General features: G+C 71.4%; 12 protein-coding genes and 4 tRNA genes. 9 read left to right on the plus strand and 7 right to left on the minus strand.

Annotation, left to right across the window (positions count from 1 at the left end):
• Positions 1-104 precede the first annotated feature (104 nt).
• Positions 105-1,175, plus strand: a complete 1,071-nt coding sequence (purM, locus tag ACIPK4_RS09440; RefSeq protein ID WP_054225300.1) for a phosphoribosylformylglycinamidine cyclo-ligase — start codon at positions 105-107, stop codon at positions 1,173-1,175.
• A gap of 137 nt (positions 1,176-1,312) precedes the next feature.
• Here the strand turns inward: purM and ACIPK4_RS09445 are convergent, their stop codons facing one another.
• Both ACIPK4_RS09445 and ACIPK4_RS09450 read right to left on the minus strand, forming a co-directional pair.
• Positions 1,313-1,579: a DUF3073 domain-containing protein gene (locus ACIPK4_RS09445; RefSeq protein ID WP_054225301.1), complete on the minus strand. Its 267-nt coding sequence runs from the start codon at positions 1,577-1,579 to the stop codon at positions 1,313-1,315.
• A 282-nt stretch (positions 1,580-1,861) separates the two neighbouring features.
• Positions 1,862-2,983, minus strand: coding sequence for a Leu/Phe/Val dehydrogenase (locus ACIPK4_RS09450; protein WP_402310520.1), 1,122 nt, complete (start codon positions 2,981-2,983; stop codon positions 1,862-1,864).
• Between the two features lie 206 nt (positions 2,984-3,189).
• Between ACIPK4_RS09450 and ACIPK4_RS09455 the strand changes: the two genes are divergently transcribed.
• The gene (locus tag ACIPK4_RS09455) at positions 3,190-4,044 is read left to right on the plus strand and encodes a hypothetical protein (protein ID WP_402310522.1); all 855 of its coding nucleotides are present in this window, start codon (positions 3,190-3,192) and stop codon (positions 4,042-4,044) included.
• Between the two features lie 556 nt (positions 4,045-4,600).
• A complete protein-coding gene (gene bldC / locus ACIPK4_RS09460) occupies positions 4,601-4,807 on the plus strand; it encodes a developmental transcriptional regulator BldC (protein ID WP_003949541.1) in 207 nt (68 codons plus the stop codon).
• Positions 4,808-5,443: 636 nt separating this feature from the next.
• Here the strand turns inward: bldC and ACIPK4_RS09465 are convergent.
• Both ACIPK4_RS09465 and hrpA read right to left on the minus strand, forming a co-directional pair.
• A tRNA-Asp gene (locus ACIPK4_RS09465) sits at positions 5,444-5,517 on the minus strand.
• 82 nt (positions 5,518-5,599) lie between these two features.
• On the minus strand, positions 5,600-9,538 hold the full coding sequence (gene hrpA, locus ACIPK4_RS09470) for an ATP-dependent RNA helicase HrpA (RefSeq protein WP_402310525.1): 3,939 nt from the start codon (positions 9,536-9,538) through the stop codon (positions 5,600-5,602).
• A gap of 706 nt (positions 9,539-10,244) precedes the next feature.
• Here hrpA and ACIPK4_RS09475 point away from each other — a divergent pair.
• Positions 10,245-11,015 (plus strand): DsbA family protein, encoded by a 771-nt coding sequence (locus tag ACIPK4_RS09475; RefSeq protein WP_402310528.1) that lies wholly within the window; start codon positions 10,245-10,247, stop codon positions 11,013-11,015.
• Entirely contained in the window at positions 11,012-11,875 is an 864-nt protein-coding gene (locus ACIPK4_RS09480) for a cytochrome c biogenesis CcdA family protein (RefSeq protein WP_402310529.1), read from the plus strand. The genes ACIPK4_RS09475 and ACIPK4_RS09480 overlap by 4 nt, the downstream gene beginning before the upstream one ends.
• 44 nt (positions 11,876-11,919) lie before the next feature.
• Here ACIPK4_RS09480 and ACIPK4_RS09485 read toward each other — a convergent pair.
• The 3 genes from ACIPK4_RS09485 to ACIPK4_RS09495 all read right to left on the minus strand — a co-directional run bounded on the left by ACIPK4_RS09485 (position 11,920) and on the right by ACIPK4_RS09495 (position 12,203).
• Positions 11,920-11,996 (minus strand) — tRNA-Phe (locus ACIPK4_RS09485).
• 22 nt (positions 11,997-12,018) lie between these two features.
• Positions 12,019-12,092 (minus strand) — tRNA-Asp (locus tag ACIPK4_RS09490).
• A gap of 38 nt (positions 12,093-12,130) precedes the next feature.
• A tRNA-Glu gene (locus ACIPK4_RS09495) sits at positions 12,131-12,203 on the minus strand.
• Positions 12,204-12,329: 126 nt separating this feature from the next.
• On the opposite strand from ACIPK4_RS09495, the gene ACIPK4_RS09500 reads away from it, so the two are divergent.
• From ACIPK4_RS09500 to ACIPK4_RS09515, 4 genes are all read left to right on the plus strand, one after another.
• A complete protein-coding gene (locus ACIPK4_RS09500) occupies positions 12,330-12,680 on the plus strand; it encodes a metallopeptidase family protein (protein ID WP_402310531.1) in 351 nt (116 codons plus the stop codon).
• On the plus strand, positions 12,677-13,210 hold the full coding sequence (locus ACIPK4_RS09505; protein WP_402310533.1) for a CrcB family protein: 534 nt from the start codon (positions 12,677-12,679) through the stop codon (positions 13,208-13,210). Before ACIPK4_RS09500 ends, ACIPK4_RS09505 begins: the two co-directional genes overlap by 4 nt.
• Positions 13,207-13,581 (plus strand): fluoride efflux transporter FluC, encoded by a 375-nt coding sequence (locus ACIPK4_RS09510; protein WP_402310535.1) that lies wholly within the window; start codon positions 13,207-13,209, stop codon positions 13,579-13,581. The genes ACIPK4_RS09505 and ACIPK4_RS09510 overlap by 4 nt, the downstream gene beginning before the upstream one ends.
• 202 nt (positions 13,582-13,783) lie before the next feature.
• Positions 13,784-14,296, plus strand: coding sequence for a hypothetical protein (locus ACIPK4_RS09515; RefSeq protein WP_402310537.1), 513 nt, complete (start codon positions 13,784-13,786; stop codon positions 14,294-14,296).
• The last annotated feature ends 100 nt before the right edge of the window (positions 14,297-14,396 follow it).

Here is a 14,396-nt window from a genome sequence, read left to right on the forward strand (position 1 = left end):
GGCCTCCGGGCCGGCCCGGCTCCACCTGCGCCGGGCGCTGTCTTTGAGGCTTCTCCCAGGGCCCGGCACCACACGCAGCAACGACACGAAAGCTCTCGCCTGTCATGACAGAGAAGACCACCGGTGCCAGCTACGCAGCCGCCGGCGTCGACATCGAAGCGGGCGACCGCGCCGTCGAGCTGATGAAGGAGTGGGTGAAGAAGACGCAGCGCCCCGAGGTCCTCGGCGGCCTCGGCGGATTCGCCGGCCTCTTCGACGCCTCCGCCCTCAAGCGCTACGAGCGCCCCCTGCTGGCCTCCGCCACCGACGGGGTCGGCACGAAGGTGGACATCGCCCGCCAGCTCGGCGTGTACGACACCATCGGCCACGACCTGGTCGCGATGGTCATGGACGACATCGTCGTCTGCGGCGCCGAGCCGCTCTTCATGACCGACTACATCTGCGTGGGCAAGGTCCACCCCGAGCGTGTCGCGGCGATCGTCAAGGGCATCGCCGAGGGCTGCGTCCTCGCCGGCTGCGCCCTGGTGGGCGGCGAGACCGCCGAGCACCCGGGTCTGCTGGGTCCGGACGACTTCGACGTGGCCGGCGCCGGCACCGGTGTCGTCGAGTACGACCGCCTGCTCGGCGCGGATCGCATCCGTACGGGTGACGCCGTCATCGCGATGGCGTCGTCCGGCCTTCACTCGAACGGGTACTCGCTGGTCCGGCACGTCCTCTTCGACCGTGCCGGCATGTCGCTCGACCAGCACGTGGACGAGCTCGGCCGGACCCTCGGCGAGGAGCTGCTGGAGCCCACCAAGATCTACTCGCTGGACTGCATGGCCCTCACCCGTACGGCCGAGGTGCACGCGTACTCGCACATCACCGGCGGCGGACTCGCGGCGAACCTGGCCCGGGTCATCCCGGACCACCTGCACGCGACGGTCGACCGTTCGACCTGGACCCCGGGTGCGGTCTTCGACCTGGTCGGCAAGGCCGGTCGGGTCGAGCAGCTGGAGCTGGAGAAGACCCTGAACATGGGCGTCGGCATGATGGCCGTGGTCCCGCAGGAGTCGGTGGAGGTGGCGCTGACCGCGCTGGCCGACCGGGGTGTCGAGGCCTGGGTCGCGGGAGAGATCCTGGACCGCGGCGAGCACACCGAGGGTGCGACCCTGACCGGCGCCTACGCGAGCTGAGGCCTCCGGGAACAGCACCGGACAACACTGAAACCCGGTCCTGGGGCGAGGCCCTGGACCGGGTTCATGTGTTGTTCAGCCGGGGTCAGCCGGGGCTGCCACCTGCTTGTGCAGACGCGAAAAGAGACGCGAGAGCGTCAAGCGCCGCGGCGCTGCTGCGACGGGCCGGACTCCTCGTCCTCGTCGTCGTCATCATCGCTGTTGTACAGATCCGCGTACCTGGCGTACGGGTCGTCGTCGTCCAGATCGTCATCGACTTCGACCGGCTCGCTGACAGGCAGCAGCGGTTCCGTCGGCGATGCGCCCAGCTCATTGGCCAGACGCGAGAGGTCAGTCCCGCCGCTGTTGTACTTCAGCTGGCGGGCGACCTTTGTCTGCTTGGCCTTGGCCCGGCCGCGCCCCATGGCTCGACCCCCTCGGTGACGGGGCTCGACGGCCCCAGAGTCTGACACGCGTTCATGGTTCGGAGCGGGCTCTCCGTGGAGAGACCGTCCGTAGGGGTTTAACGGTACCTGCTTCCGCGGCCATACGGTACGCCGCCCGCATGACGTGCCACGCTGCAGGACCAATGAGGCGCCCCGTCCTCGCTGGTCAGCTGCGATTTTAACCCTTTCCTGGCGCACGACCCGCCGAAGCGCAGTGAGTTCCGTCTCGCCGCAACCCCGGCGGGCGCACGTCAGGGGCCGTTACGACGGGTCGACGGCCGGGGCCGAGCCCTTCGCGGCCTTGGCGGCGCGGGCGTCCGCCATCCGCTGCTCGGCGATCCGGTCGGCCGCAGCGGCCGGCGGAATGCCATCCGCCTTCGCACGAGCGAAGATCTCCAGCGTGGTGTCGAAGATCTTCGTGGCCTTGGCCTTGCAGCGGTCGAAGTCGAAGCCGTGCAGCTCGTCGGCGACCTGGATGACACCGCCCGCGTTCACCACGTAGTCGGGTGCGTAAAGGATTCCGCGGTCCGCGAGGTCCTTCTCCACGCCCGGGTGGGCGAGCTGGTTGTTCGCGGCGCCGCACACGACCTTGGCGGTCAGGGCGGGCACCGAGGCGTCGTTCAGCGCGCCGCCGAGGGCACAGGGGGCGTAGATGTCCAGGCCCTCGGTGCGGATCAGCGCGTCCGTGTCGGCGGCGACGGTGACCTGCGGGTGCTTGTCGAGGACGCGGCGCAGCGACTCCTCGCGGACATCCGTGATCACGACCTCGGCGCCGTCCTCCAGGAGGTGCTCGACCAGGTAGTGGCCGACCTTGCCGACGCCGGCCACGGCCACCTTGCGGCCGCGCAGGGTCGGGTCGCCCCACAGGTGCTGGGCGCTGGCCCGCATGCCCTGGAAGACACCGAAGGCGGTGAGGACCGAGGAGTCGCCGGCGCCGCCGTTCTCGGGGGAGCGGCCGGTCGCCCAGCGGGTCTCGCGGGCCACGACGTCCATGTCCGCCACGTACGTGCCGACGTCGCAGGCCGTCACGTAGCGGCCGCCGAGGGACTCCACGAACCGGCCGTAGGCCAGCAACAGTTCCTCGGACTTGAGGACGTCGGGGTCGCCGATGATGACGGCCTTGCCGCCGCCGAGGTCGAGACCGGCGAGGGCGTTCTTGTACGACATGCCGCGCGAGAGGTTCAGCGCGTCGAGGACGGCTTCCTCGTCCGAGGCGTAGGCGTGGAAGCGGGTACCGCCGAGGGCCGGGCCCAGGGCGGTGGAGTGGATCGCGATGACGGCCTTCAGGCCAGTGGCTCGGTCCTGGCACAGCACGACTTGCTCGTGGCCGCCCTGTTCCGAACGGAACAGGGTGTGCAGGACGCCGTCGGTCATTTCGGTCACGGTGGTGACTCCCATGGGAGAGATGCGGCGGAATGACGCCCGCCCTGCGGGTGGGGGAGGGCGTGCTGGGAGCAGAGTAAGACCTGTGGGGCGTGCGCAGGCGACCTGTCCGGAGATCGGGACACTCCCGGGGTACGGGCGGCCCCGGCGGCGGGGTCGGCGGGGCCCGGCGAGTAGCTCGCGGCGGTGCGGGGGAGTACGAGGACGTGAGCGAATCCTCCGAGCCCAAGCTGCCCTCGGCGCGCTCCGCGCCGACCGTCCCGTACGCCTCCTACCTGCGCGTCTACGAGCCCCTGGCGGCGTTCGCGGAGCCGGAGCGCAGCCACTGGGCCTCGTACGCCCGGCGCGGGGTGGTGCCCACCGCCCAGGACGAACTGCGCCGGTCCCTCTCCGATTTGGTCCGGGTCCCGGTGGTCGGGGTGCCCGCGCACGAGAGCGCGGACGCCTTCACGGCGGAGGTGGACGGGGTGCTGCTGGTCTGCCCGTGGCGGACCAGACTGCGCGGCTGGCTGGCGCTCCAGGAGCTGGCGGGCCAGTTCCCGCTCCCGGTGCTGGACGCCGCCCTCCCGCCGGCCGCGCGGCGGCGGGCGGCCGAGGAGTACGAGCGCTGGCGCGAGCGGAACCCGGATGCGCGCCCGTGGATCCGCACCGCGGTGTGGCAGGTGCCGCTGCGCTGGTTCGTGCTGGTGGCCGACGACGAGCGGGAGTACGTGCCGGGCGAGCGGCTGCGCTACCGGACGCCGATGGTGCAGGCCCGGCGCAGGCTCGCGCGGGGGCTGCGGATCCTGCGCGGGGCCGAGGGGTACGCGGGGCTCGCGGAGGGGCTGGTGGACGTCGGCAGCTGGCTGGAGGAGTTCCACCCGCGGTCGATGGTCGAACTGGACTACGGGGGGCTGGTCCACGCGCTGCCGGCGGACCGGCTGCGCGCCGACCGCTCCGCCCGGGACGTGGCGGTGGGCATCGCTGCGCTGCGCGCCGGGGACGGGGCCGGGGCGGCGGAGGCGTACGAGGAGCTGGCGGAGCGCTGGCGGGAGGTCCGGGAGAGGCTCTTCGCGAACTGATCCGGTGGCGGTGGAGCGCGGCGGCACGGACCTCGCGTACCGTGCGTATCGGCTGATCTGCCATAAACAGCAGATCAGAGGCCTGATCATCCCATTCGGGTCTTAGTGCCAGGACCTACGTCCCGATACGGGCCATTGGCCCAAGCGTGACGGACCGCACTAACCACACCCTTGCGCCCTTCCCCTACCCTCGTGCCAAAATAGGACAAGGAGTCCGGGGAGGGTTCCTTCCGCCCAACTAAGGGCGGAATGCTCGGCATTGCACTCTACGGGGGGTCCTGACGACTCCTGATCGCTCTGTGACTGATCGTCACAGTGGGGTGACTGTCCGTTATGGGACGGTCCATCGGCTTCCGCCGCTGATGAACACCTCGGAGGGCAATTCCATCGGTTTGGCCGTCGAGGCTGGACGGATGGTGTAGTTGTAGTGCCGAGGACAAGCCGTTCGTCCTATAACCGACTCGGCCCGCGTATGTCCATTTCGGGCAACGCGGGCCAAGGTGCAGAATTTAGAGGAAAGAACCGAGATGGTTCGGTTCTCCCGAGGAGGCCGCTCATGACCGCTCGCACCCCTGATGCCGAGCCGCTGCTGACCCCGGCTGAGGTTGCCACGATGTTCCGCGTGGACCCGAAGACGGTCACCCGCTGGGCCAAGGCTGGCAAGCTCACGTCCATCCGCACCCTGGGTGGACACCGCCGTTACCGCGAGGCCGAGGTTCGCGCTCTGCTCGCGGGAATTCCGCAGCAGCGCAGCGAGGCCTGAGGTCGCGCAAGCACGTAAGCACCCCGCTTTACCGGGCTTGAATCGGGTCCCCCAATCCGAGGAAACCCACATGGCTTCAAACGTCTGGACCTGCCCCAACAGGTTCCCGGCGTTCGATCGCGCTGGACTCCGCCGGGTCCAGCGCGATCTTTTTTATGCCCGGGGGCGGGCTGGAATCGGGCTGGTGCGGAGCGCCGACGGGGTAGGTGCCATTGCACATATTAAATCGAGCACGCGTATGGGTGCGATAAAAGTGCGAGTCCCAAAAACTCATGTGGTGACTCCCGTCACAGGCTGTCACTCTTGTCGAACGCTCAATGCACCCGTAAGGGGACGTGCGTCGCAGAGTGCCTCATGCGGACGGGGGATTCTCGCGGCCGGGCTCGTCCCGGAGGTTGCTGCGGAGTGACGCCCGCCCCGCCCCGAGGTGATCACTCCTCGCCGGATGGCCCCGGTGCGGGCGCCCGCGGCCGCTGGCGGGCCCTCAGAAGCCCCTGGAAGGCGCGGGGGAGGTGGCGGGGGGCTCCCGCCGCAGGGGGAGCGTGCCCGGGACCGTGCGGGGTCCCTCCGGCGCGGCGGGCCGCGGACAACGCAACAGGGCCCGCATCCCTGGGGATACGGGCCCTGCTCTTGTTGCGATCCTGACGGGACTTGAACCCGCGACCTCCACCTTGACAGGGTGGCGAGCTAACCAACTGCTCCACAGGACCTCGTTCGCAGCCGAATCGGCGTGGCTGCGAAACAGACTGTACAGCAGCTCAGGGGGTGCGGTCGAACCGGCCGCCGGGCCCGTCACGGAGCGGCCGCGTCCACCGCCTTCACGATCCGCTTGTCGGAGATCGGGTACGCGGTCCCCAGGGCGTGGGCGAAGTAGCTGACCCGGAGTTCCTCGATCATCCAGCGGATGTCGGTGACCGCGGCCGGCACCGGCCGGCCCTTCGGCAGCTGCTCCAGCAGCCACGCGTACTCGTCCTGCATCTCGTGGACCTTCTCCATGCGCGTGGTGTCGCGCTGGGCGCCCGTCGGCATCTGCTGGAGCCGCCGGTCCACCGCCACCAGGTAGCGCATCAGGTCCGGCAGCCGCCGCAGGCCCGTCAGGGTCACGAAGCCCGCCGGCACGAGGGCCGCCAGCTGCGTCCTCACGTCCTGCACGTTCGCCACCAGGGCCAGGCTGTTGGTGGCCTTCAGACGGCGCTCACAGGCCTGCCAGGCGGCCAGCACCTGCTGCACCTGGGCCACCGTCCGCACCGTCGTGTCCACGAGGTCTGCGCGCACGGCCTCGTAGAGCTTGCGGAAGCCCGCCTCGTCCCAGGCCGGACCGCCGTGGTCGGCGATCAGCTTGTCGGCGGCGGCGGTCGCGCAGTCGTCGAACAGCGCCTGGATGGAGCCGTGCGGATTGCGGGACAACGCCAGCTTCTGCTGGTTCGTCAGGTGGTCCGAGGCGAACTTCGCCGGGTTCACCGGGATGTTCAGCAGGATCAGCCGCCGGGTGCCCAGCCACATCGCCTGCTGCTGCTCCGCCTCGGTGTCGAAGAGCCGTACGGACACGCTGGCGCCCTCGTCCACCAGCGCCGGATACGCCTTCACCGGCTGGCCCGCCCGCCGGGTCTCGAAGACCTTCGTCAGCGTGCCGATCGTCCAGTCGGTGAGCCCGGTGCGCTCCACCGACTCCCCGCCCGCCCGCTCGGCCGTGGCCGCGGCGGCCTTGGAGAGCGCCTGGCGGGCCTTCGGCTTCAGCTTCAGCCGCAGGGCCTCCAGGTCCTTGTCCTCGGCGAGGTTCTTGCGACGCTCGTCGACGATCCGGAAGGTGATCTTCAGGTGGTCCGGGATCCGGGACAGGTCGAAGTCCTCGGCGGAGACGGGGACCCCGACCATCCGCTGGAGCTCGCGCGCCAGGGTCACCGGCAGCGGCTCCTGCAGCGGCACCGCCGTGTCCAGGAAACGGCCCGCGAAGTTCGGCGCGGGCACGTAGTGCCGGCGGATCGGCTTGGGCAGCGAGCGGATCAGCTCGGTGACGACCTCCTCGCGCAGGCCGGGGATCTGCCAGTCGAAGCCCTCGTCGGTGACCTGGTTCAGCACCTGGAGCGGGATGTGGACGGTCACGCCGTCCGCGTCCGCACCGGGCTCGAACTGATAGGTCACCCGGAACTTCAGCTGCCCCTGCCGCCAGGAGTCCGGGTAGTCGGCCTTGGTGACCCCGGCCGCCTTCTCGGTCAGCAGCATCTCGCGTTCGAAGTCGAGGAGCTCGGGCTCCTCGCGCCGCTTGTGCTTCCACCACGAGTCGAAGTGCGCCCCGGAGACCACGTGCTCGGGGATCCGCTGGTCGTAGAAGTCGAAGAGGGTCTCGTCGTCGACCACGATGTCGCGGCGCCGCGCCCGGTTCTCCAGCTCCTCGACCTCGGTGAGCAGCTTGCGGTTGTCGGCGTAGAACTTGTGGTGGGTCCGCCAGTCGCCCTCGACCAGCGCGTTGCGGATGAACAGCTCGCGCGAGACCTCGGGATCGATACGGCCGTAGTTGATCTTTCGCTGGGCGACGATCGGCACGCCGTACAGCGTGACCTTCTCGTACGCCATCACCGCCGCCTGGTCCTTCTCCCAGTGCGGCTCGCTGTACGTGCGCTTGATCAGGTGCTGGGCGAGCGGCTCGACCCACTCGGGCTCCACCTTGGCGTTCACCCGGGCCCACAGCCGCGAGGTCTCCACCAGCTCCGCCGACATCAGGAACTTCGGCTGCTTCTTGAACAGCGCCGAGCCCGGGAAGACCGCGAACTTGGCGGACCGCGCCCCCAGGTACTCGTTCTTGTCGGTGTCCTTGAGCCCGATGTGCGAGAGCAGACCGGCCAGCAGCGAGATGTGCACGCTCGTCTCGGGGGCGTCGGCCTCGTTGACGTGGATGCCCATGGTCTTGGCGACCGTGCGCAGCTGCGAGTAGATGTCCTGCCACTCGCGGATCCGCAGGAAGTTCAGGTACTCCTGCTTGCACATCCGGCGGAACGAGGACGAGCCGCGCTCCTTCTGCTGCTCGCGGATGTAGCGCCACATGTTCAGGAACGAGAGGAAGTCGCTCGTCTCGTCCTTGAACCGGGCGTGGTGCTGGTCGGCCTGCGTCTGCTTGTCCGAGGGCCGCTCGCGCGGGTCCTGGATGGACAGGGCCGCTGCGATGACCATGACCTCGCGGACGCAGTTGTTCTTGTCGGCCTCGACGACCATGCGGGCCAGCCGCGGGTCCACGGGGAGCTGGGAGAGCTGGCGGCCCATGGGCGTGAGCCGCTGCCCCTTCCTCCCCTCCGGGGAGGTCTTCTCGCCCGCCTCCAGCGCGCCGAGTTCCTGGAGCAGCTGGACGCCGTCGCGGATGTTGCGGTGGTCCGGCGGGTCGATGAAGGGGAACTTCTCGATCTCGCCGAGCCCGGCCGCGGTCATCTGGAGGATGACGGAGGCCAGGTTCGTGCGCAGGATCTCGGCGTCCGTGAACTCGGGACGGGAGTTGAAGTCGTCCTCGGAGTAGAGGCGGATGCAGATGCCGTCCGAGGTGCGGCCGCAGCGGCCCTTGCGCTGGTTGGCGCTGGCCTGCGAGATCCGCTCGATGGGCAGGCGCTGGACCTTGGTGCGGTGGCTGTAGCGGGAGATCCGGGCGGTGCCCGGGTCGATCACGTACTTGATGCCGGGGACGGTCAGGGAGGTCTCGGCGACGTTCGTGGCCAGGACGATCCGGCGCCCCGTGTGCTGCTGGAAGACGCGGTGCTGCTCGGCGTGCGAGAGGCGCGCGTACAGGGGCAGGACCTCCGTGAAGCGGAGGTTGCGCTTGTTCAGGGCGTCCGCGGTGTCGCGGATCTCGCGCTCGCCGGAGAGGAAGACCAGGATGTCGCCGGGCCCCTCGGACTGGAGTTCGTCCACGGCCTCGCAGATCGCCGTGATCTGGTCCCGGTCGCTCTCCTCGGAGTCCTCCTCCAGCAGGGGCCGGTAGCGGACCTCCACGGGATACGTGCGGCCGCTGACCTCGACGATCGGGGCGTCTCCGAAGTGCCGGGAGAACCGCTCCGGGTCGATCGTCGCCGAGGTGATCACGACTTTGAGGTCGGGGCGCTTCGGCAGCAGCTGGGACAGGTAGCCCAGCAGGAAGTCGATGTTGAGGGACCGCTCGTGGGCCTCGTCGATGATGATCGTGTCGTACGCGCGCAGCTCGCGGTCCGTCTGGATCTCGGCGAGCAGGATGCCGTCGGTCATCAGCTTGACGAAGGTCGCGTCCTGGTTCACCTGGTCGGTGAAGCGGACCTTCCAGCCGACGGTCTGCCCGATCTCGGACTTCAGTTCCTCGGCGATGCGCTCCGCGACGGTGCGGGCGGCGATGCGGCGGGGCTGGGTGTGCCCGATCATGCCCCGGACCCCGCGGCCCAGCTCCATGCAGATCTTGGGGATCTGGGTGGTCTTGCCGGAACCGGTCTCACCGGCGACGATCACGACCTGGTGGTCGCGTATCGCCTCGGCGATCTCGTCCTTCTTCTGGCTGACGGGCAGGTTCTCGGGATACGTGACCTCCGGCATCCGCGAGGCACGGCCGGCCAGTCGCGCGGCGGCCTTCTCGGCCTCCGCGGCGATCTCGTCGAGCACGGCCTGCTTGGCCTCGGGCTTGCGGATGCGGCGGGCGCCTTCGAGGCGGCGGCCGAGGCGGTGCGCATCGCGGAGGGAGATCTCACCGAGAAGCGTCTGCAGGGCGGCGAAGGAAGTAGACATACCTGATCGAGGATCTCACCCGCAGGTGCCGGGTGGCGAACGCATTTGTGCCCCCTCCCCGTACCATTTCGGGACGAGATCACCTGAACCGTCCCGCCGACCGAGTGAGAGGCCCGTCATGTCCCGCCTGCGTGCCGTGGTCGCCGCGCTGGCGATATGGGCGACGGCCCTGGCCGGAACCGGTACCGCCGCCGCGGCCCCCCGCCCCGTGGCACGGGCCGCCGCAGCCGCTCCCACGCCCGCGGCGGCCGCGACCTCCGGCCCCGCGACTCCGGCGGCCGTGCGGCCGGGCGTCCCGGCCCCGGATCTCCAAGCCGGGGATGGCGGCCCGGCGCCGTCCGTTCCGGTGGGGGTGGCCGGGCGCGCCGGTGCGCAGTCCCCGCCCGGGCCGGGTGCAGCGGTTGGGCGTGCCGGCCCGGGGCGGGTGGATGCCGGCGTTCCGGGCGGGCGGGGGCCCGGGTGTGAGCCCGGGTCGCAGCGGCCGCAGGTGCCGGTGGGGCCGGTGCGCGGCGAGCACGGGCACGTTCCCGCCGGGCGGCCCGCGGTGGAGCAGCTCTGGGGCGACCGGACGCCGCCCGCGCGGGTGCGCGCACGGGGGCCCGACCGGGTGGCGCCGGGGCCGGTGGAGCTGTCCGTGATGCGGGTGTAGAGGACCGGCCCTTCCGCCGGTCCCCCCTTTCCACACCCGTATCTCTGGAGCACCCGTATGTCTTCCTCCTCCTCTTCCTCCTCTGCCGCTTCCGTCCGCAAGCGGCTGCTGGTCTCCGCCGGGGTCGCGGTCGCCGCCGTCACCCTCGGGATCGTGTCCTGGCAGGCCACCGCCCCCGCCGACAAGGCGTCCGGCCGGTCCGGCGGCACCTCGGGAGCCACCCCCGGGGCCCGCGCCGACGCCGCCGCCGGGCTGAAGGCGCTCGCCCGCCGCGAGTCCGGCGACAAGCTCGCCGCCGGCCGGCCCGACGCCCCCGTCGTGCTGATCGAGTACTCCGACTTCAAGTGCGGCTACTGCGGCAAGTTCGCCCGCGACACCGAGCCCGAGCTGGTCAAGAAGTACGTCGAGGACGGCACCCTGCGCATCGAGTGGCGCAACTTCCCGATCTTCGGCGCCGACTCCGAGGCCGCGGCCAGGGCCGCCTGGGCCGCCGGGCAGCAGGACCGGTTCGCGGCGTTCCACGCGGCCGCGTACGCCGACGGCTCCAAGGAGAAGGGCTTCGGCCGGGCCCGGCTGCTGGAGCTGGCCCGCGAGGCCGGGGTACCGGACCCGGAGCGCTTCGAGAAGGACATGGACGGCGAGGCCGCCGCTGCCGCCCTGCGCAAGGACCAGGAGGAGGGCTACCGCATCGGCGTCACCTCCACCCCGTCCTTCCTGGTCAACGGGCAGCCGATCGCGGGCGCCCAGCCGCTGGACGCCTTCGCCGCGGCCATCGCCAAGGCCAAGGCGCAGGCCAAGGCCCAGGCCGAGCCGCAGGCCGCCCGGTGACCGACGTCGGTGACATCGGCTACCTGGCCGCCCTGCTCGGCGGCCTCCTCGCCCTGCTCAGCCCGTGCAGCGCGCTGCTGCTGCCCGCCTTCTTCGCGTACTCGATCGACTCCGCCTCGCGGCTGCTGGCCCGGACCGGGATCTTCTACGCGGGCCTGGCCAGCACCCTCGTCCCGCTGGGCGCGGCGGGCTCGTACGCCGGGCGCTTCTTCCACAGCAACCGCGACGGGCTCGTCCTGGCCGGCGGCTGGCTGATCATCGCGCTCGGGATCGCGCAGATCCTCGGCCTCGGCTTCGCCTCGAAGCGGATCTCGGAGCTGTCCGGGCGGATCAGGCCCACGACCGCCCTGTCGGTGTACGCGCTGGGCGCGGTCTACGGGCTGGCCGGGTTCTGCGCCGGCCCGATCCTGGGCAGCGTCCTGACGGTGGCGGCGGTCAGCGGCAGCCCGGTCTACGGCGGCCTGCTGCTGGCGGTGTACGCGCTGGGCATGGCCGTGCCGCTGTTCCTGCTGGCGCTGCTGTGGGAGCGGTTCGACCTGGGCCGGCGGCGCTGGCTGCGGGGGCGGGTCGTGCGGGTGGGCCGTTTCGAGCTGCACACGACCTCGCTGCTCTCGGGGCTGTTCTTCATCGCCCTCGGCGCGCTGTTCCTCGCGTACGACGGGGCGAGCGCGCTGCCGGGGCTGCTCGACGTGGACGACTCGTACGCGGTGGAGCAGCGGGTCCGCGTCCTCGCGGACGCCGTCCCGGACTGGGCGCTGCTCGGGCTGGTGGCGGCGGGCGCGGCGGCGGTCGGTGTGACGCAGTGGCGCCGCGCCGGGCGTGCGGAGCATGCGGAGCGTGCGGAGCGGGAGACCGGGTGACCGGGTGACGCAGAAGGCCCCGTCCGATGGACGGGGCCTTCTTGTGGTGGCTGGGGCCGGGGTCGAACCGGCGACCTATCGCTTTTCAGGCGATCGCTCGTACCAACTGAGCTACCCAGCCACGAGACCGTTTCCGGCCTCAGCGATCCTGACGGGACTTGAACCCGCGACCTCCACCTTGACAGGGTGGCGAGCTAACCAACTGCTCCACAGGACCTTGCAGTGTGCGAGACAAGTCTTGCACACGGTAATGCGTACCCCCAACGGGATTCGAACCCGTGCTACCGCCTTGAAAGGGCGGCGTCCTGGGCCACTAGACGATGAGGGCTAAAGGCCCGCCGGGCACTTATTCAGCGCGTCGGGGACGTGAGAAGCATATGGGATCCGGGGAGGTATCGCCAAAACGGTTTCTCCCCCATGTGGGGAGTGGCCCCGCCGGAGGGACAATGGCCCGGTGCTGGAGATGACGCGCGAGGAGTTCGAGGAGCTCGTCGCAGAGGCCCTGGACCGCATCCCGCCCGAGCTGACGCGGCTGATGGACAACGTGGCGGTGTTCGTCGAGGACGAACCGCCGACCGACGACCCCGGGCTGCTCGGGCTGTACGAGGGGACCCCGCTGACGGACCGCGGCGAGTGGTACGCCGGAGTGCTGCCGGACCGGATCACGATCTTCCGCAACCCCACGCTGCGGATGTGCGAGGACCGCGAGAGCGTGATCGCCGAGACGGAGGTCACGGTGGTGCACGAGATCGCCCATCACTTCGGCATCGACGACGACCGGCTCCACGCGCTGGGCTACGGGTGACCGGCCCGCAGCCCGGTCTCGGCGCCGGCGCGGACCCCGGCGCGGACCCCGGTGCCGAGGCGATCGACCCGGACGTCGACCTCCATGTGCCCGGGCAGCGCGCCGAGCGGCCCGGGCACGTGCTGGCCGCGATCGCCGCCGGCGGCGCCCTCGGGGCCTCGGCGCGGTACGGGGCGGCGCTGCTGTGGCCGGCCGGCGCGGCGGACTTCCCGTGGACGACGTTCTGGACCAACGTGATCGGCTGTGCGCTGATCGGAGTGCTCATGGTGCTGATCAGCGAGGGCGGCCGGACGGCGCCGCACCCGCTGGTCCGGCCGTTCTGCGGGGTCGGGGTGCTCGGCGGGTTCACCACCTTCTCGACGTACGCCGTGGACTTCTCCCGGCTGCTGGACGCGGGGGAGGCCGGGGCGGCGCTGGCGTACGCCGGGCTCACGGTGGTGGGGGCGCTGGGTGCGGTGTGGGCGGGGGCCTCGCTGACCCGCCTGGCGACGGGCCTCCCGGTGCGCGGCGGACCGAGGAGGCCGGTGTGAACTGGCTCCCGGTGCTGCTGGGCGCGGTGGTGGGGGCACCGCTGCGCTATCTGACGGACCGTGTGGTGCAGGCGCGGCACGATTCGGTGTTCCCGTGGGGGACGTTCGTGGTGAACGCGGGCGCCTGCCTGGTGCTCGGGCTGCTGACGGGGGCGGTGCTGGCCGGAGCGGCACCCGCGTGGCTGCACCTGCTGGTGGGCCCCGGGCTGTGCGGGGCGCTGAGCACGTACTCGACGTTCTCGTACGAGACGCTGCGGCTGTACGAGCGCGGTTGGCGGTTCCTGGCGGCGGCGAACGTGGCGGCCTCGGTACTGGCCGGGCTGGGCGCGGTGACGCTGGGGGTGCAGGTGGGGCGGCAGTTGTTCGCCTGAGGTGGTTGTTCGCCTGAAGTGGTGCCCACCGCGCCGGTGGGTGCCGGGGTGCCGCCGGGCGCGGCGGCGGATTGCGGACAGGCGGTGTCCCCAAGGGCGTGTCTCTTGCGGGGCAAAGGGAGTTGGGCACATTGACCCGCTCATGCGGACCCTGAACCGCCCTCCCCCGGCTGCTGCCGGGGAGACCCCCAGGAGGTGCCCCGTGCGCCAGTTGTCCGCCTCCCTCCGGCTGGCCGTCTCCGCGCTCGCGGTCGCGGCGACCGCGGGCTGCATGAGCGTCGGCGAGGGCGCCGCGAAGCCCGGACCGTCCTCCTCCGCAGAAGGCAAGGCGGCCGCCGAGGCGGGAGGTTCCGTACCCGGCAGGGGTGCGGGCGCCCGCGGCGGCGGCCACGGCTCGAAGCCCGGCGCGGCGGGCGAGGAAGGCAGGCCGGCCGAGGACGGCAAGGCCTCCGGGGCCGTCGGGGCCTCCCCCAGCCCGGGCGCGCCCGCCGGACGGCCCGGGGCGCCCTCGCCGTCGGCCGGTCCGGGCGGCGGGGCCGGCGGCCAGGGACCGCAGCAGCCCACCTCGGGCGGATCCGGACACAGTGGTTCCGGTGGGACGCAGGTCACACCGCCGCCCGTCACGCCGCCGAGCCCGCAGCCGCCCGTGACTTCGCCCACTCCTGCGGACCCGACGCCCCCAGCTCCGGAGCCCAGTCCCTCGTCCAGCTCCTAGCCCCGGGCGGCCCGCCCGGGGGTCCCCGGAGCCGGATCCGGCTCCCCGGGATCGGGGGATCGTCGCAGGTCAGGACGGATCGGGCCGGAACGACTTGCCA

The organism is Streptomyces sp. NPDC086989 (genome assembly GCF_044745505.1).
GTDB lineage: Bacteria > Actinomycetota > Actinomycetes > Streptomycetales > Streptomycetaceae > Streptomyces.